This window comes from Thermomicrobiales bacterium, assembly GCA_023954495.1.
In the GTDB taxonomy this organism is placed as follows: Bacteria; Chloroflexota; Chloroflexia; order Thermomicrobiales; family CFX8; genus JAMLIA01.
On record JAMLIA010000072.1, the window covers coordinates 1 to 16,677 of the forward strand.

Below are 16,677 nucleotides of genomic sequence, written 5' to 3' on the forward strand. Positions count from 1 at the left end.
AACGGATAGTAGAAGCCGCCGTCAAAGTCAGTCTGGCACTCGAAGTCGCAGTACGAGTCGTCCTGAACCTCGAAGTTGGCCTGGCTGCCGATGTTCGTCAGCCACATGTCGGTGCCGACCTTGTAGCGATCAGCGATCGCGGCAATGGCGTCATCCGACAGGATGTGGACGTTACCAGTCCAGCCTTCCGGAACCAGGTCCGAGAGGGTGATCTGGTAGACATCGCCAACGTTGACGAGGATGTTCTCCTGCCAGCCGGTGTGCAGCGAGCCGGAGCCGTCGCCATCGTTCGGGAAGAAGCGCAGCGTCACCGCCGCGTTGGCATCGTAGCCCATGTTGGCCACGGTCACGCGGGTATCCCACGCGCCGCCCGGACCACCATTGGTCTGGACCAGCGGGATGTAGACGCCATCGGCGTAATCGTCGTAGAGGTCCGGATAGACCTCAGCGCCCGAGACGCCGTTGTAGCCGGACACCGAGGTGTCGGCCGAGGTCGTGTACGGCAGGCCCGCGCCAGCCACAGCCGACTTGACCAGGCCACCAGCCCACAGCGGGATCAGGTAGGTCTTGCCGGCGTAGGTGTCGACCGGCACGCAGTCCTCTGCGTCGCCGTCGCCATTGATATCAACACCGTACTGCCATTCGCAGACGATCTTGCTGCCCTGGACGTTCCCGGACACGGTGCCGGCGTAGAGGCCAGCGACGACCGGGGCACCCGGCTCAGGAACGCCGATGGCGTCCGCCGAGAAGGTCTTCGACGCGCCAGCGGCGAGATAGGCGTAGGTCGAGTAGTCCCAGCCATCGCCGTTGCCGACGTAGAAGAAGACGTAGCCGTCCTCGTGCGTCAGGTTCTGGATCGTGACCGAGCCGTCAGCTTCGCCGAGGCCGAAGTTGTCGTTGTTGTACACCCACGGGAAATAGACTTCCTGAGCACCGTCAAGGCTGAACAGGGTATTGTCCGGCCGCACGCCCGGGGTCCACCCCGGATCCGATGCAGCAGCGGCCGGCGCAGCGCCGAAGACCGCCAACAACCCCGCCAGCATGCCCAGGGTGGCTACCACCCGAAGAAACCGTGAGGGCTTCTTCATGCTTGCTCATCCCCTTAGTTGCACGCCCAGCACACAATGTGCTGGAACCCCTAGCCCGTGCGCTCACGGGCAATCGTCGACAAACCAACCAGAAGCGGATTCCGCCGCTAACCGCCTCCTTCCGACGCTCTTCTGCCGTTCGTACACGTACAGCGGATTGAGTATAGACGTGCGTTCGGGCCTAGTCAAGACAAGCATTGTCTAACCCCTCGGCAATTCCCATACTCTGGATCCGCGTGACTCAAAGTATTAACGCACAAGGGTCGCTGTGGTTGCATCGATGACAGCAGATTCCGCGAGCGTCACATCGGGACGGCCACGGGAACTATTTGCGGCACCCAGCGTATGTGACAGACTGACTCGCGTTGCTCCTGCTTTTGCGAGCAGAATGAATCCGCTTGGTTCGTTTCTGCCGCTCGCCACGGTCTCACACGCAGATTCTGTCTCCTGATTCGAAAGGAACTCAACGCGTTCGTCGGAAAGGGAGCCGGTTAATCCTGGGGATGCGTTCGTGCTCCTTCGCTCGCCGACGCTCAGTATCCGCAAAAGAAAGGACGCCCTCCGATTGCTCGGAGGGCGTTTCTCAGCGTTCAGCTGCCTCAGCAGCAGACGCGCTTACGGTTGGATCGTAATCGACGCCGGGTTGCCGCCGGTCGCGCTGCGAATCACGACGTCCGAGTTGGCGGTGCCGTTCTCAGCCGGATCACCAGCTGCGATCGTGCCGCCGTCATACAGGTCGATCGTGCCGTTGCGATCGAAGTCAACACCGACGCAGAACGCGCCAGCAGTGACCGTGAACCGCGCCGAGGAGCGCTCAGCCAGCGCCGACTGGGTCGCCCCGCCCGGTGTCGGGTTTGCCGGGCAGGTGGATTCAAAGACGTAGATGTTGAAGCCGCCGACCGGTGCGCCCTGCACATGGATATCCAGGATGGCCTGCGGCGTCGGCTCACTCTGGATGATATTCAGGAAGTTTGCCGTCTCGCCCGCCTCGAACGTCCAGCCATCTGCATCGGTGTCGATGTCGATGACCTTGCCGCTCGCGTCGAGGACGACGATGCAGACCGTGTCGGCTGGGAAGACCAGCGTCGCGACGCCGTTCGCGTCCGTCACCGCGGTGGCCAGCGCGCCGTCAAGATCCGGCGTCGAGCCCATCACTGGGCAGCTCTCGAACGCGAAGATGGCGACCTGCGTGCCGACCGCAAACGGGCCGGTCTCGCTTCCAACGCGAACGGTCTTCAGCGCCGTTGCCGGAAACTCGACCGGACCCGCGCCGCTATCGAGCGTGTTCAGGAGCTCGTCGGTGTCACCCGGCATATAGGTCAGATCGAGGTCCCGCGAGACGACCTCGCCGCTGGCGTCAATGACGACCAGGCAGACCGTCGAGCCGCTTGCCGCGACGGGGAAGCTGAGCGCAACCACGCCGTTGGCGTCGGTCTCACCGCTCGCCAGCGCGCCATCAAGGCTCGGCGTTGAGCCGAAGGCTGGGCAGGACGCGTTCGGGAAGATCGCGACCGTCATGCCTGCGACAGGCGTGACCGCCGCCGGGTTGACTTCGCTCTGCTCTTCCATCACGACCGTCTTGGTGATCGTCGCAGTCAGCGCGATCAGCTCAACGACGTTCGTGCGTGAGATGTCCGCGCCCTCCGGAACAAGGATGTTCGAATCACTGAGGTCGGAGCTCGGGCCGAAGATGAATCCGGCTGGCGGGGCCGTCACATTGATGGCGTAGGTGCCGGCGACGACGTGGAACTCAATCGAGCCGTCCGCCCCGGTCTGGCCGGAGAAGTCGGCATAGTCGCCGTTGACATCGGTGCCGGTCACTTCAACGGTCGCGCCGACGACAGGGTTCCCGTTGGTGTCCTCAACGAACTTGGTCAGGCTCGCTGTTGTCGGCTGATCCGGCCAGCCCCAGACACAGTCGTACTGGAAGGCGCGGAAGAGACCGCATGGGTTGTAGCCATTCCAGATGACCGAGCCGTCGCCATTGACCTGATAGTCAACGTTGCCGGACGTCATCGTGAACGGCAGATTCGCGTGCACGATTGCCGAGCCGTAGTAGCCGTTCGGCAGATTGTGCTGCGTCATCGTGTAGGCGATGCCAATCGACTGGGCCGGAACAACCAGCGTCGACGTGCCGAAGTTGGCAGCGTTGAAGCCAGACTGGTTCAGCCAGCTGATGTGCATCGAGTTCTGGATCGGCAGCGGATTGAGCAGCGTCAGGCCGGACGTGGCACCCATGCCCGTGGACGGGTTGCCCTTCTGCACCAGCGGCATTGCCTGCGCAACCGACAGGTTGGCGGTCGCGTTATAGGTCATCGCCTGACCGACGTTGTCATCGTTGCCGAAGTACTTGACGGCATCGACGGCCGCCGCAACCGGGTAGTCCGAGAGGATCAGCGCACCCGCGACCTGATCGAAGATCGGGTTCTGCTGATTCTGGTCCTGCGCCGGCGAAGACGGCCGGTAGGCCGTGATCATGCCGTGCGCGGCGATCCGCTGCGATAGCACCTGGATCGCGTTGCCGTTGTGGACGTACTGGATGTTGACGTTGTTGTCCGTGTCAACCAGGTTGGCCACCGAGAAGCCGGTGTTCCAGCCGTTGTAGTCCATGTACACCGTCGGGGCGAACAGAACGTACTGGCCGGAGAACGGAGAGAACAGACCGCCGTCGATATCGACGCCACAGCCACCCTCGCCGCAGTACGAGCCGGGCTGGACTTCGAAGTTAGCCTGGCTGCCGATGTTGGTCAGCCACATATCGGTGCCGACTTTGTAGCGGTCAGCGATCGCGCCGATCTTGTCATCCGAGAGGATGTGGACCGAACCGGTCCAGCCTTCCGGCACGTAGTCGGAGAGGGTCAGCTGGTAGACATCGCCAGCGTCCACGAGGACGTTCTGCTGCCAGCCGGTCTGCAGCGAGCCGGAGCCATCGCCGTCATTCGGGAAGAAGCGCAGAGTCACCGCAGCGTTGGCATCGCCACGCAGGTTGGCGACGGTCACGCGGGTGTCCCACGGTCCGCCCGGTCCGCCATTGGTCTGCACCAGCGGGACGTAATGCTCGTCGAACTGGCCGACTTCGGCACCGCTCAGGCCGTTGTAGCCCGAGACAGCGGTGTCATCGGCAGTCGTATACGGCAGACTCGCGCCGGCTACAGCCGACTTGACCACGCCGCCGGCCCACAGCGGAAGCAGATAGGTGACGTCTTCAACCGTTGCGACCTCAACGCAGTCCTCCGCGTCGCCGTCGCCGTTGATGTCGACGCCGTACTCCCATTCGCAGACGACCGTCGTGCCCTGCTGCGATCCAGTGATTGTGCCAGCATACAGCGCAGCTACAACGGGTGCGCCCGGAGCCGGAACGCCGATGTCATCAGCCGAGAATGACTTCGATGCACCAGCCGCGAGATACGCGTAGGTCGTGTAGTCGTATCCGTCCCCATTGCCGACGTAGAAGAAGACGTAGCCGTCAGCATGCGTCAGATTCTGAATCGAGACGGTGCCATTGGCATCGCCAAGGCCGAAGTCGTCGTCGTTATAGACCCACGGAAAGTAGACTTCTTGCGCCCCATCGATATCGAACAACAGGTTGCTCGGAGCAACACCCGGCTCAAAGCCCGGATCTGTCGCTGCGATAGCAGCCGTGGGTCCCAGCACTGTGAGCATGCTTGCGAGCATCCCAAGCGCGGCCACGATCCGCAGCACCCGTGAGGGTCGTTTCATGATCTCGTCCCCTTACCACACCACACAGCCAACGACGCCCTCGCTGACTGACCTTGATCCGCGATCGACGCGGAACACTCGATGTCGCACGAACCACCTCGAGCCTTGATGCGCTCGACATTCGAGTTCTTACGGTTTGGTCAGACTCCTTCCATAGTAATTATGCGTCCGGTGTCGGGTCGCAGTATAGAATCCTGTGCCCGTATCGTCAACGCAAGTTATGCAATCGCGAATGGATTGACATGATTTGGTGCAGGCTTCAACGGTAGGTGAGCTGGCGTGGAAACAGTGAACAGCGCGGGTTCGACGTAACCCGCGCACGGCCCGCTCGTTATACTAGCCGACGGTCCCGCATCCGCCGGGAGCACGGCTACGAACGACGAGGAATGCATTTGTCATCCCACGAAACGCAGAATCACCCGCCATCCAGTCGCGCTGTGCGCGTTGGCGTCCTGATCGCGCTGGCTGCGCTGGTCGCGCTGACGTTGCAAGCCTGCATGGGCGACGACGACAGCGGTGACGGCACCCAGCTCGTCTCCATCGAGACATTCACGCCGGTACCGCCCGGCTGGAGCCCGACGGTCAACCCGACGCTGGAGGCGCGCCGCACGCAAGTGTCGGGCACGGCAACCGCGTTCGCGAACCTGCCGACCGCAACCCCGGGTCCGACGCAGCCAGCGGCAACGATCGGCCCGAACGACGAAGTGACGCTCCCGACGCCGCCAACCGATGAGAACGCGATCTTCCCGCCAACATCGACGCTGCTGAGCCTCACGAGCCGTTCGGAAGCATTCGCAGGTGTCGGGTCCTACAACTGGTGGGAAGCGCCGGTCAATTCGGGCGGTAAGGCGACCGCGCCGTACATCAAGATCGATCCGACGTACGCTCTCGCTGTATCTGGCGAACAAGTACGCCTCTTCTTCGAAGAGAACAGCCCGACGCCGCAGTCAACGGACCTGAAGGTGTACCCCGCCGAAGGCAATGTCGCGACGCCGACCAATGAGCAGGGCATCCCGGAGAACACGCTGGCATTCGTCCCGCAAACCGATCCGCTCATCAGCCAGACGATCGAAGGCGGCGACCTGACGATCGCTATGACCGTCCCACCGGGTGAGTACCTCGTCTTCGCCCGGGTGACCTGGCCCATGGTTGAGGGCCTTGAAGATCAGGGTGATCAGTTCACCGAGTACGTCTATCGCGTGCGGGTTCAGTAAGCGATCCCGCACGCGCAGCAATCATCGCGCATGATATGTCGGGCGTGTTCGCACACCCGACATTTGTGTTTGTGCTGAATTGAAACGGACATGGCCATGAGCGACGCCAGTCAGCCGCAGCCGCGCAACGTAACTTCGGTCGGCGCACTCGTCGTGCGCGAGCAATCGCTGCTGGTCGTGCGCATGAGCTACGGGCCGACGCAGGGGCGCTACATGCTGCCGGGTGGCCTGCTCGACCCCGGCGAAACGCTGGATAGCGCAGCAGCTCGCGAGGTCCGCGAAGAGACGAGCGTTGAGGCGCGCCCGGTTGGCATCGTCGGCGTGCGCACGCGCTACGATGGGCCACACAACGACACGTATGTCCTGTGGTATCTGGAGCACGTTGCCGGCGAGCCACAGTCGGACGGGTACGAGAACGACGACGCCCGCTTCTTCACGTTCGACGAGATCGCCGAGCGCGAGGATGTCGTCTATCTCGTGAAGTACCTCGCGGAGCGGATCGCGTCTGGCGCAATCACGCCGCACGCCCACGCGAACGACTACGCCTACCAGTTCCCCGGCACCACGCCGGAGTCATGGAAGCTCTTCATGTAGGCGGCGTGACGACCCGTTACGCCTCGGCGGCCGGCACTCCTCGCACCATGTAGTGTTCGCGGGCCAGCGCCGTGAAGTCGGCGACCTGCGCGGCGACCCAGTCGGCACCGTGTCCCTGCAGCGACGCCATCAGTTGGGCGACGCGCGGGGCGGCCTCGATCGCAGCCTCGGCGTCGAGGAAGAGCGCGCGTAAACGGCGAGCGAGCACGTCCTCCAGCCGCACCGGCATCTCCTTTTCGATCACGTAAGCAGCCATCGCCATGCTGTAGGGCAGACGCGGGTGTACATCGCCGCTGTACTCATGCTCGAACTCGGCAGCTTCGTCAGCAGACGCGCCGAACTCCATCCAGCGCGGCACCTGTGAATCCGCGCCGACCAGCGGCATCTCCGCCGTCAGGCACTCGCGCTGCGGAAGCGCCGCGACGCCAGCGACGTGATCGACCGTGTCCTGCGCCATGCGTCGATAGGTCGTCCACTTGCCGCCGACGATGGTCACCAGCCCGGCACGGCTCTCGATCAGCGTGTGGTCGCGCGATAACGCCGCAGTGGATTCGCCATCATCCGGCGGACGCACCAACGGGCGCAAGCCGGCGAAGACGGCGCGGACGTCGGCGCGGGTCGCGGGCCGCGTGAGATAGCGATCGACGTGCTCAAGGATGAAGTCGATTTCATCCTCTTGCGCGGTCGGTTCCAACTCGGGATGTGGCAGCTCGGTGTCGGTCGTGCCGGCGAGCGTGTGCCCCTGCCAGGGGATGATGAAGACGACGCGGCCATCATCTGTCTTCGGGATGAGGATGCCCGTGTCCGACGACGAGAAGCTGCGATCGGACGAGATGCACCCTGGCTCGGTGCCATCATTGGCGCGGCGTCCGGCTCGTCCATCTGGCGGACCGCATCGCTGAACACGCCGGTCGCATTGACGACGGCGTGGGCATAGACGTTGTACGTCCTGCCGCTAACGGTGTCCTCGACGACCGCACCGACGATCCGGCCACGGTCCTTGAGCAGCGAGCGCACCGGCGCATCGTTCAGCAGCGTTGCGCCGTGCTCAGCGGCGGTGCGGGCGAGGATCATTGCCAGGCGCGTGTCGTTGAACTGCGCGTCGCTGTAGACGATGCCGCCCTTCAGCCCGTCCGTGTCAATCGTCGGCACCAGGTGCGCCGCACCGCCCTTGCCGACGATCCGCGAGCGCGACAGGCCCAGCCGCCCGGCGAGGACGTCGTACATCTTCAGCCCGATGCCGTAGTACGGCAGTTGCCAGGCGGAGTAGGTCGGCACCAGAAAGCGCAGCTCGTGGACAAGGTGTGGGGCGTTGCGGATCAGGCGACCGCGCTCGTGCAGTGCCTCATAGACAAGCTTGATATCGCCGCGCTCCAGGTAGCGCACGCCACCGTGGACCAGCTTGGTGCTACGCGAGCTGGTGCCCTGCGCGAAGTCGCGCGCCTCGACCAGCAGTGTCGCGTAGCCACGCGAAGCGCTATCCAGCGCCACGCCGAGGCCAGTTGCGCCGCCGCCGATGACCAGCACATCGAAGGTGCGATCCAGTCGTGCAATCTGCTCTTCTCTGCGCATTGTTCACTCCTTGCTCCACCACCCTCGCTGGTGCTGTTCGTGTCGATGTCGATCGCCCGGACATGATCGACGAGGTGGTCTATTGCTCTGCGCCATTGCATCCAGAGAAAGAGACGGGACGCGTGCTGCGAAGCCCGCGCCCCATCTCATACCGTCACTGCCGGTTTACGATTCGACCCAGTCGAACGTGCGCTCAACAGCGCGCTTCCAATCGTGATAGAGCTTCTCGCGCTCGTCCTCGCCCATGCGCGGCTCCCAGCGCTTGTCCTCGTTCCAGTTCTGGCGCAACTCATCGGTGTTGGCCCAGAATCCCGTTGCCAGGCCGGCCGCATATGCCGCGCCCAGCGCCGTTGTCTCGGCCACCTTCGGACGCACGACCGGCACGCCGAGGATGTCGGACTGGAACTGCATCAGCAGGTCGTTGTAGACCATGCCGCCGTCAACCTTCAGCTCGGTGAGGTGCGAGCCTGAGTCCTTCTCCATCGCCTCGCCAACCTCGCGGGTCTGGTACGCGGTTGCTTCCAGGGTCGCGCGGGCGATGTGGCCCTTGTTGACGTAGCGAGTCATACCGACGATTGCGCCACGGGCGTCGCTGCGCCAGTACGGCGCGAACAGGCCCGAGAACGCCGGCACGAAGTAGATGCCGCCGTTGTCCTCAACGGTCTTGGCCATGTCTTCGATCTCCGGCGCGCTCTTGATCAGCCCGAGGTTGTCGCGCAACCACTGGACGAGCGAGCCGGAAACGGCGATCGAGCCTTCGAGCGCGTAGACCGCCGGCTCATCGCCGAGCTTGTAGCACACTGTCGTCAGCAGGCCGCTCTTCGAGGCAACCAGCTCGGTACCGGTGTTGTAGATCATGAAATTGCCGGTGCCGTAGGTGTTCTTCGCCTCGCCGACGCCGAAGCAAACCTGGCCCATTGTGGCCGCCTGCTGGTCGCCGAGGATGCCGGCAACCGGCGTGCCGTCCAGCGCACCACCCTTGATCTCGCCGTACACCTCGCTACAGGAGCGAATCTCCGGGAGCATCTGGCGCGGCACGCCAATCGCCTCGATCAGCTCGTCATCCCAGTCGAGCGTTTCGAGGTTCATCAGCAGCGTCCGAGAAGCATTGGTCACATCGGTAATGTGGATACCGCCGTCCGGCCCACCAGTGAGCCACCAGGTCAGGAATGTATCCATATTGCCGAAGATCGCGTTGCCCGCCTCGGCGGCCTGGCGCGCGCCGGCGACGTTATCCAGAATCCAGCGCACCTTCGGCCCGGAGAAGTATGTTGCCAGCGGCAGACCGGTCTTGGCTCGGAAACGGTCCTGGCCGCCCTCACGCGCCAGCTCGTTCACGATCTGGTCGGTGCGCGTGTCTTGCCAGACGATGGCGTTGTAGAGCGGCTCGCCGGTGCGCTTGTCCCAGACGACCGTCGTCTCGCGCTGGTTGGTGATGCCGACCGCGACGATGTCGTTCTTGCGGACGAGGCTCTTGCTGAGCGCGCCCTGAATGACCTCCTGCGTGCGTTGCCAGATCTCGCCCGGTCGGTGCTCGACCCAGCCGGGGTGCGGATAGACTTGCTCGTGTTCCTTCTGATCGACGGCAACGACGTTGCCGGAATGATCGAAGATCATGCAGCGGGAACTCGTCGTCCCCTGATCGATTGCCGCCACGTATTTCCTGTCTGACATGGATTCCCTCCCTCGACTGACGTGCCGAACCGCGCTGTTCGGCTCTAGCTTGGCGTCCGTGTCGCCTGTCGGGATGGTGAGGTTGGAGCGGCCGCCTGGCAGCGACCGCCCCGGCAGGTGTTAGTCGCCTGAAGGTTCGTGCGCAACATCTGCGCCGCGAGGTTCCGGCTCCTCTTCCTTCGGAAGCGGGAGCATCGGTTTCACCAGGAAGTCATAGAAGAACGCGCCCGCAATACCGCCAAGTAACGGTCCGATGATCGGTACGAGGAAGTACGCGTCCTTAAAGGCCGTGTCATCCCCGGACAGGAAGATGCCCGAGAAGAGCCGCGGACCGAAGTCGCGGGCCGGGTTGATCGCGTAGCCCGTCGGGCCACCGAGCGAGAGGCCGATTGCCAGCACGGCCATACCGACCATGAACGGCCAGAGGTTCGCGCCCGGCCCGACATTGCGAATGTTGTCAACGATTGCGTAGATTAACAGCACCAGCATAAATGTGCCGATGAACTCGGCGAAATACTGGTTGAACGTTGCCCCGGTGTAATGCGTGCTCGGGCCGGTGTAGAACACATTCATCCAGCCCTGGCCGTCAAAGTCGCCCTTGTAGGTGACCCAGACCAGGAACGCGCCAACGAATGCACCGGCGACCTGCACGACCATGTACAGCACGCCGGTCACTGCGTCCAGCGTGCCGCGCGCCATTGCGGCGGCGGTCACTGCCGGGTTGATGTGCGCGCCGGTGATGCCGCCGGCAACATAGACCGCCATGACAACGGCGAATGCCCAGCCGAGCGCGATCGTGTTCCAGTTGTAACCGGCCCACGGATTATCGGGTGCAACACCCAACCGCGAGGCGAAGACGGTGTTGGCGACGACACCGTCACCGAGGATGATCAGTAGCGCAGTACCTACGAACTCCGCCCATAGTTTGGCAGCGGTAGTATCTCGACGCATCCACGTACTCCCATTGCTCCCAACTCGCATCGCGAGTCTGTCTGTTACCAGCCGGCACTGATCGAGCCTGCATGCTCGAACCGGTGCCTGTCACCGGTGCCTGCGCATCGCAGTCCTGGAGTTTGCGGATCGTTCCCTCCTCTCGCTATTCAATGCCATGCCGGCGACGTCACGTCGAGCGATTCACGGCCATCTCCCCAGCGCTGGCCCGCAGACCCAACGCTGGTCGATCCTGACTTCAACTCGACTGTCGGCCGCTCTCGGCAGACTATTATGTTGCGGTGAGCCGTCTCGATACCCCTGGAGCAAGCACACTCGAACGGCTCATCCGTACGAAGGGATCACGCTACTGATAGTGCAATCAGCGGCCCTTGTCAACACAAACGCGCTGTTACTCGGCCACGAAATGTCACCAACAGCGAGCAAAACGTGCCCCTGTTCTCGGAACTACTAGCGAAATTGTCGCGAATCGCTCATGATACGTAGTGTCGAGCCGCTATTGCTCGGCGACACACCACAGCACGGTTGGCCCGCCGACGGGTCAAGCACGACCGTCGTCAGGGCCACCGCAGAGACGGATGGAGAGCAGCCGTGAAGAAGCTCATCAACCAGGTTGACGATGTCGTCCGTGAGTCACTTGAAGGTGTTGCAGCCGCGCACCCGAATTTGCTGCGCGTCGATACGGATCTGAAAGTCATTGTGCGCGCCGACGCTCCCATCTCCGGCAAGGTCGGTATCGTCTCCGGCGGCGGCAGTGGCCACGAACCGCTGCACGGTGGTTTCGTCGGCATGGGCATGCTCGACGCCGCCTGCCCGGGCGAAGTCTTCACCTCGCCAGTGCCGGATCAGATGATCGCCGCCACGAAGGCGGTCGATGGCGGAGCCGGTGTGCTCCATATCGTCAAGAACTACACTGGCGACGTCATGAACTTTGAGCTGGCGGCCGAGCTGGCGCAGGCCGAAGGCATCGAGGTCCGCAGTGTCGTCATCAATGATGATGTCGCCGTTCAGGACAGCCTCTACACAGCCGGTCGTCGCGGCGTCGGCGGCACAGTGCTGGCCGAAAAGATCACCGGCGCGCTGGCCGAGCGCAAAGCCAGCCTCGATGACGTCACCGCCATGTGCTCGACCGTCAACGACAATGTCCGCACGATGGGCATGGCACTCACCTCCTGCACCGTCCCCGCCGCCGGAAAGCCAACGTTCGACCTCGCTGAGGACGAGATGGAGATCGGCATCGGTATTCACGGCGAGCCGGGTCGCCGACGCCTTCCAATCGCCCCGGCTGACGAGATTGTCGACATGCTGACGACGCCAGTCGTCGAAGATCTCGGACTGAAGACTGGCGATCGTGTGCTGGCGTTCGTCAACGGCATGGGCGGCACGCCGCTGATGGAGCTCTACATCGTCTATCGCCACCTCGACAAGATCCTGCGTGGCCAGGGCATCACGATCGCTCGCTCGCTGGTCGGCAACTACATCACGTCGCTGGAAATGGCTGGCACGTCGATCACGCTCCTGCGTGTGAACGATGAGCTGATCGATCTGTGGGACGCGCCGGTCCTGACCGCCGGTCTGCGCTGGGGTATCTGATAGTCATTCCATCCGACGAATGAGGAGACCTGATGGGCAACACCGAAGGACTGGGGCTCGCGATCGTCGAGCGCATCCAGGCGACCATGGCCGAGCACGCCGCCGAGCTGACGCAGCTTGACTCCGACATCGGCGATGGCGACCACGGCACGAACATGAACCGCGGCTTCACAGCAGCGCTGGCGAAGGTCCGGGACCTCCCGGACCAGTCGCTAGCGTCGGTGACCAAAACGGTCGCGATGACACTGATCTCCACCGTCGGCGGCGCAGCCGGCCCGTTGTATGGCACAGCCTTCCTGCGCGCATCGACGGCGCTCGGCGATGGCAACGAAGTCAGCACCGAGACGCTCGCCACAGTCATGGCGGCGGCGCTGGAGGGCGTGCAGGCGCGCGGCAAAGCCACGACCGGCGAAAAGACGATGGTCGACGCGCTCACACCGGCGGTTGAGACACTGAAGGCCGCAGCAGCAGCCGGGACCGCTCCTCGCGATGCGCTCGAGCAGGCAGTCGACGCGGCGCACGCTGGTATGGAAGCCACGACACCGATGCTGGCGACCAAGGGCCGCGCCAGCTATCTCGGAGAACGGAGCATCGGCCACCAGGACCCGGGCGCGACATCCAGCTACTACCTCCTGCGCGCCATCGCTGACGCCGTAAACGATCGCGCCGGTTAGTCACCAGCGCGACCACACGAAGGAGGCGCAATGCCGGTTGGCATTGTCATCGTGAGCCACAGCCGACAGCTCGCGGAGGGTGTTCGTGAAATGGCCGAGCAGATGGCTGGCGGCATGGTCGCTATTCGCGCCGTTGGTGGCACAGCGGACGGCGAGCTCGGCACCAACCCGGATGGCATCCGCGAGGCGCTGGCGATCGCCGACGGTGGCGACGGCATCCTCGTCCTGATGGACCTGGGCTCGGCAGTCCTTAGCGCCGAGACGGCGATCGAGCTAGCCGGCGATTCGCTGACCTCGCCAGTCATCCTCAGCGACGCCCCGCTCGTAGAGGGCGCGATCGTCGCCGCTGTCGAGGCATCCATCGGCAACAGCCTCGACGATGTCGCGGCGGCAGCGCTACGGGCCAAAGACCTGCAGAAGGTCGCGCCATAGCACAAGGATGAAATCGACATGCAGGAAGCTCGTCTGACAATTACTCACCCGGCCGGTCTCCACGCGCGCCCGGCAGCGCTGTTTGTTCGGACCGCCGCGACGTTCAAATCGGCTGTCCGTCTTACAAACCTGACTCGCAACCCGGAACGCGACGCCGATGCTAAAAGCATCCTCAGCCTGATGACGCTCGGCGTCGAGCACAACCACGAAGTGCTGATCCGCGCCGACGGCGAGGACGAAGAAGCGGCAATCGCTACACTGCGCGATCTGATTGAGGACGACTTCCACGAGGCACGGTCATGAGCAGGCAGGCGCTCAGCGGCACACCGGCAGCCGATGGCATCGCCGCCGGGACGATCTTCGTGTTCAGGCGGCACGCTCCGGAACTGGAACATGCCGACGGTCCAGTCGACGCAGCACAGGAGGCCGAGCACTTCAGCGCTGCGGTCGCTACGACGCGCAGCCGCATCGAAGCCGCGCGTACCGCGGCGGCCGAACGTGCCGGAGACGACGAAGCCGCGATCTTCGACGCTCATCTGATGTTCCTCGACGACCCGGCCTTCGTCGGCGAGATCGAGCACGCCATCAACGAACGTCCTGTCTCCGCCGACACGGCTGTCCGCGAGGTCGCCGACTCGATCGTCGCGATGTTCGAGGAGCTTGATGATGAATACCTCCGCGCCCGGGCAGCCGACGTGCGCGATGTCGCGAATCAACTCCGCGCAGCACTGAGCGGAGCCGACGACTCAGGCGCAAGCCTGCCGAACAATGCCATCGTCGTCGCTGACGAGATCTTCCCCTCCGATACTTCGACGATGGACCTGAATCGCCTCGCCGGCATCGCCACTGAACGCGGCAGCCCGACCGCCCACGTCGCGATCCTCGCGCGCGCGCTGGGCGTGCCGACCATCGTTGGCGTCGCCAATCTGCTCGCTGCGGCGGCAAATGGTCAGCTCGCCATTCTGGACGGCAGCGCCGGGACGCTTGTCCTCGATCCAACAGACTCAGAACGCGACGAAGCCGCCGCACGCATAGCGGAACAGGAAGCACAACGCCAAGCGCAGGCTGCCGACCGCGACCTACCGGTGACGACAACCGACGGCGTGCGCATTTCGCTCGAAGCCAACATCGGCGTGCCGGCCGAGGCGGAGGTGGCGCTGGCACAAGGCGCGACCGGCATCGGGCTCTTCCGCACCGAGTTTCTCTTCGTCGATCAACCGACGCTGCCGGACGAAGAGACGCAGTTCCGCGCCTACCGCCACGCCGCCGAAGTCATGGGCGAGCATCCGGTCATCATCCGCACGCTCGACGCAGGCGGCGACAAGCCGCTGCCGAGCATCACCGATCGTGGCGAGACGGAGATGAACCCGTTTCTGGGCGTGCGTGGACTGCGCCTCTGCCTGCAGCACCCCGACCTCTTCCGCAGTCAGGTGCGCGCCCTGCTGCGCGCCGCAACGGTCGGCAACCTCTGGATCATGTTCCCGATGGTCGCCAACATCGCTGATGTGCGCGATGCGCAGCAGTTCGTCGCCGCAACCGCCGCCGAGCTGACCGCCGAGGGCATCGAACACAACCCATCGCCACCGCTCGGTATCATGATCGAGATCCCCAGCGCGGCAGCCGCTATCGACCTGCTGATCGGCGAGGTCGACTTCGTCAGCATCGGCACCAACGATCTCGTCCAGTACACGCTGGCGGTCGACCGGACGAACCCGACGCTGGCGCGCCGCTACCCTGCCGATGACATCGCCGTCCTGCGCCTCATCCACAAGGTGCTGTCCACAACTAACGCTGCCGGAAAGTACGCCGGTATCTGCGGCGAGATGGCCGGCGATCCGGCGTTCATCCCGTTGCTGCTCGGTCTGGGTGCCCGCGACCTCAGCATGGGTGCCGCGCGCCTCGATGCCGCCAGCGCACTCATCCGCGCAACCAGCCTCGCCGATGCCCGACGCATGGCCGAAGAACGGTTGAATCCCACCAGTTAGTTGCACACAGCATCACATGCCTTGACATTCATATGAAGCCTACGTTATATTCAGATCATGGATGGATTCACCGTGATAGCCGAGCCAACTCGGCGCGCAATCCTCGACCGCCTGCAGGTCAACGCGTGCGATGTCAGCGCGCTGGTGCGAGAGCTGGGCCTCTCGCAGCCGCTGGTATCCAAGCATCTTCGCGTCCTACGCGACGCAGGCGTCGTTGAGGTTGAGGTCGTCGGCAAGCGCCGGGTGTATCGCCTGGCCGACGAACCGCTGCCCGACGTGCTCGACTGGGTGAAACCGTACGTCCGTCGCTGGACGGAGGGCTTCGACAAGCTTGCTGAGGCACTGGATGAGGACAGTTCATGACCAAGTCAACGATTGACAACGTAGTCGCCACCGAAATCAGCACACCGCTGGACGTATCGCTCGTTCCCGACGCCGACCGCTGGATGCTCACCCTGCGCCGCCAGTTCCCCCAGACACCGGAGCGCCTCTGGGAGATGCTGACCGACCCTGCCCAACTCGCACGCTGGTCGCCGATCGTCCCCGACCGCTCGCTGACGACGCCCGGACCGGCGACGTGCCGCGAGAATCCAGAGGATGAGCCGATTGACGCCGAAGTCATTACCGTCGAACCGCCTCGACTGCTCGTCCATCGCTGGGGCGTCGATCTGCTGCGCTGGCAAATCACGCCCACCGACGGCGGCACGCTCCTGGAACTACGCCAGACCTTCGAGGATCGCGACTATGCAGGCTCCTACGCGGCCGGCTGGCATGTCTGCTTCGGTTCGCTCTCAGCCAACGCCAGCGCAACCCACGACCGCGTCGTCGGCCAGCGCGCAATGGACTACGGTTGGGAACAGTTTCGCGATTTCTATGACCGTGAACTGGAGACAGCGGCAAGCACGTAGAGTCCAGCAGGTCGCCGCCCGGAAGAGCCGCCGCCGATAGGTCCGTACGGACATGACCCGGCGTGTCCATCGCCGTGAGGTGATCACTCCCTCGCGCTGGATGGCGACGAATTCGAGACATCGCCATCCCGTCGGCATCAAAATGTAGGGGCGTATCGCATACGCCCGTTTGGCCCCCCAGCCTATTCCGATCAGTAGTTACGACGTCCGGGTGCACTTGTTGAATGGTCGTGGTTCTGACCGGGCGTATGCGATACGCCCCTACATTTTGA

Annotated in this window: 14 protein-coding genes and 1 pseudogene; 9 read left to right on the forward strand and 6 right to left on the reverse strand. The window is 63.8% G+C overall.

The window, feature by feature from the left end; translation table 11 throughout:
- Together M9890_12360 and M9890_12365 are read right to left on the reverse strand one after the other, a co-directional pair.
- Positions 1 to 1,088 (reverse strand): hypothetical protein (locus tag M9890_12360; protein MCO5177741.1); only part of this gene is annotated, 1,088 nt, incomplete at its 3' end.
- Between the two features lie 615 nt (positions 1,089 to 1,703).
- Complete coding sequence (locus M9890_12365; protein MCO5177742.1) at positions 1,704 to 4,808, reverse strand: carboxypeptidase-like regulatory domain-containing protein; 3,105 nt, start codon at positions 4,806 to 4,808, stop codon at positions 1,704 to 1,706.
- A gap of 392 nt (positions 4,809 to 5,200) precedes the next feature.
- On the opposite strand from M9890_12365, the gene M9890_12370 reads away from it, so the two are divergent.
- Entirely contained in the window at positions 5,201 to 6,022 is an 822-nt protein-coding gene (locus tag M9890_12370) for a hypothetical protein (GenBank protein MCO5177743.1), read from the forward strand.
- 96 nt (positions 6,023 to 6,118) lie between these two features.
- Entirely contained in the window at positions 6,119 to 6,616 is a 498-nt protein-coding gene (locus M9890_12375) for an NUDIX domain-containing protein (protein MCO5177744.1), read from the forward strand.
- Positions 6,617 to 6,632: 16 nt separating this feature from the next.
- Here M9890_12375 and M9890_12380 read toward each other — a convergent pair whose 3' ends face one another.
- The 4 genes and pseudogenes from M9890_12380 to M9890_12395 form a co-directional block, all read right to left on the reverse strand.
- A complete protein-coding gene (locus M9890_12380; GenBank protein ID MCO5177745.1) occupies positions 6,633 to 6,962 on the reverse strand; it encodes a hypothetical protein in 330 nt (109 codons plus the stop codon).
- Positions 6,963 to 7,139: 177 nt separating this feature from the next.
- Positions 7,140 to 8,188: pseudogene (locus tag M9890_12385) on the reverse strand (FAD-dependent oxidoreductase).
- Between the two features lie 165 nt (positions 8,189 to 8,353).
- Positions 8,354 to 9,862: a glycerol kinase GlpK gene (glpK, locus tag M9890_12390; GenBank protein MCO5177746.1), complete on the reverse strand. Its 1,509-nt coding sequence runs from the start codon at positions 9,860 to 9,862 to the stop codon at positions 8,354 to 8,356.
- Between the two features lie 120 nt (positions 9,863 to 9,982).
- Positions 9,983 to 10,813, reverse strand: coding sequence for an aquaporin family protein (locus M9890_12395; GenBank protein MCO5177747.1), 831 nt, complete (start codon positions 10,811 to 10,813; stop codon positions 9,983 to 9,985).
- Positions 10,814 to 11,404: 591 nt separating this feature from the next.
- Between M9890_12395 and dhaK the strand changes: the two genes are divergently transcribed.
- The 7 genes from dhaK (at position 11,405) to M9890_12430 (ending at position 16,405) form a co-directional block, all read left to right on the forward strand.
- On the forward strand, positions 11,405 to 12,406 hold the full coding sequence (gene dhaK / locus M9890_12400; protein MCO5177748.1) for a dihydroxyacetone kinase subunit DhaK: 1,002 nt from the start codon (positions 11,405 to 11,407) through the stop codon (positions 12,404 to 12,406).
- Between the two features lie 32 nt (positions 12,407 to 12,438).
- Entirely contained in the window at positions 12,439 to 13,080 is a 642-nt protein-coding gene (dhaL, locus tag M9890_12405) for a dihydroxyacetone kinase subunit DhaL (protein MCO5177749.1), read from the forward strand.
- A gap of 30 nt (positions 13,081 to 13,110) precedes the next feature.
- A complete protein-coding gene (gene dhaM, locus M9890_12410) occupies positions 13,111 to 13,512 on the forward strand; it encodes a dihydroxyacetone kinase phosphoryl donor subunit DhaM (GenBank protein MCO5177750.1) in 402 nt (133 codons plus the stop codon).
- Between the two features lie 18 nt (positions 13,513 to 13,530).
- The gene (locus M9890_12415) at positions 13,531 to 13,815 is read left to right on the forward strand and encodes an HPr family phosphocarrier protein (GenBank protein MCO5177751.1); all 285 of its coding nucleotides are present in this window, start codon (positions 13,531 to 13,533) and stop codon (positions 13,813 to 13,815) included.
- Positions 13,812 to 15,497, forward strand: coding sequence for a phosphoenolpyruvate--protein phosphotransferase (gene ptsP, locus M9890_12420; GenBank protein ID MCO5177752.1), 1,686 nt, complete (start codon positions 13,812 to 13,814; stop codon positions 15,495 to 15,497). Before M9890_12415 ends, ptsP begins: the two co-directional genes overlap by 4 nt.
- 72 nt (positions 15,498 to 15,569) lie before the next feature.
- Positions 15,570 to 15,860, forward strand: coding sequence for a metalloregulator ArsR/SmtB family transcription factor (locus M9890_12425; protein MCO5177753.1), 291 nt, complete (start codon positions 15,570 to 15,572; stop codon positions 15,858 to 15,860).
- Complete coding sequence (locus M9890_12430; protein MCO5177754.1) at positions 15,857 to 16,405, forward strand: SRPBCC domain-containing protein; 549 nt, start codon at positions 15,857 to 15,859, stop codon at positions 16,403 to 16,405. The genes M9890_12425 and M9890_12430 overlap by 4 nt, the downstream gene beginning before the upstream one ends.
- Positions 16,406 to 16,677 lie beyond the last annotated feature (272 nt).

Excerpts from the sequence above, each read along its gene's own strand:
- M9890_12365 (MCO5177742.1), bottom strand. The coding sequence starts at position 4,808 with ATGAAACGACCCTCACGGGTGCTGCGGATCGTGGCCGCGCTTGGGATG.
- M9890_12375 (MCO5177744.1), top strand. The coding sequence starts at position 6,119 with ATGAGCGACGCCAGTCAGCCGCAGCCGCGCAACGTAACTTCGGTCGGC.
- M9890_12380 (MCO5177745.1), bottom strand. The coding sequence starts at position 6,962 with ATGGAGTTCGGCGCGTCTGCTGACGAAGCTGCCGAGTTCGAGCATGAG.
- glpK (MCO5177746.1), bottom strand. The coding sequence starts at position 9,862 with ATGTCAGACAGGAAATACGTGGCGGCAATCGATCAGGGGACGACGAGT.
- M9890_12395 (MCO5177747.1), bottom strand. The coding sequence starts at position 10,813 with ATGCGTCGAGATACTACCGCTGCCAAACTATGGGCGGAGTTCGTAGGT.
- dhaL (MCO5177749.1), top strand. The coding sequence starts at position 12,439 with ATGGGCAACACCGAAGGACTGGGGCTCGCGATCGTCGAGCGCATCCAG.
- dhaM (MCO5177750.1), top strand. The coding sequence starts at position 13,111 with ATGCCGGTTGGCATTGTCATCGTGAGCCACAGCCGACAGCTCGCGGAG.
- M9890_12415 (MCO5177751.1), top strand. The coding sequence starts at position 13,531 with ATGCAGGAAGCTCGTCTGACAATTACTCACCCGGCCGGTCTCCACGCG.
- ptsP (MCO5177752.1), top strand. The coding sequence starts at position 13,812 with ATGAGCAGGCAGGCGCTCAGCGGCACACCGGCAGCCGATGGCATCGCC.
- M9890_12430 (MCO5177754.1), top strand. The coding sequence starts at position 15,857 with ATGACCAAGTCAACGATTGACAACGTAGTCGCCACCGAAATCAGCACA.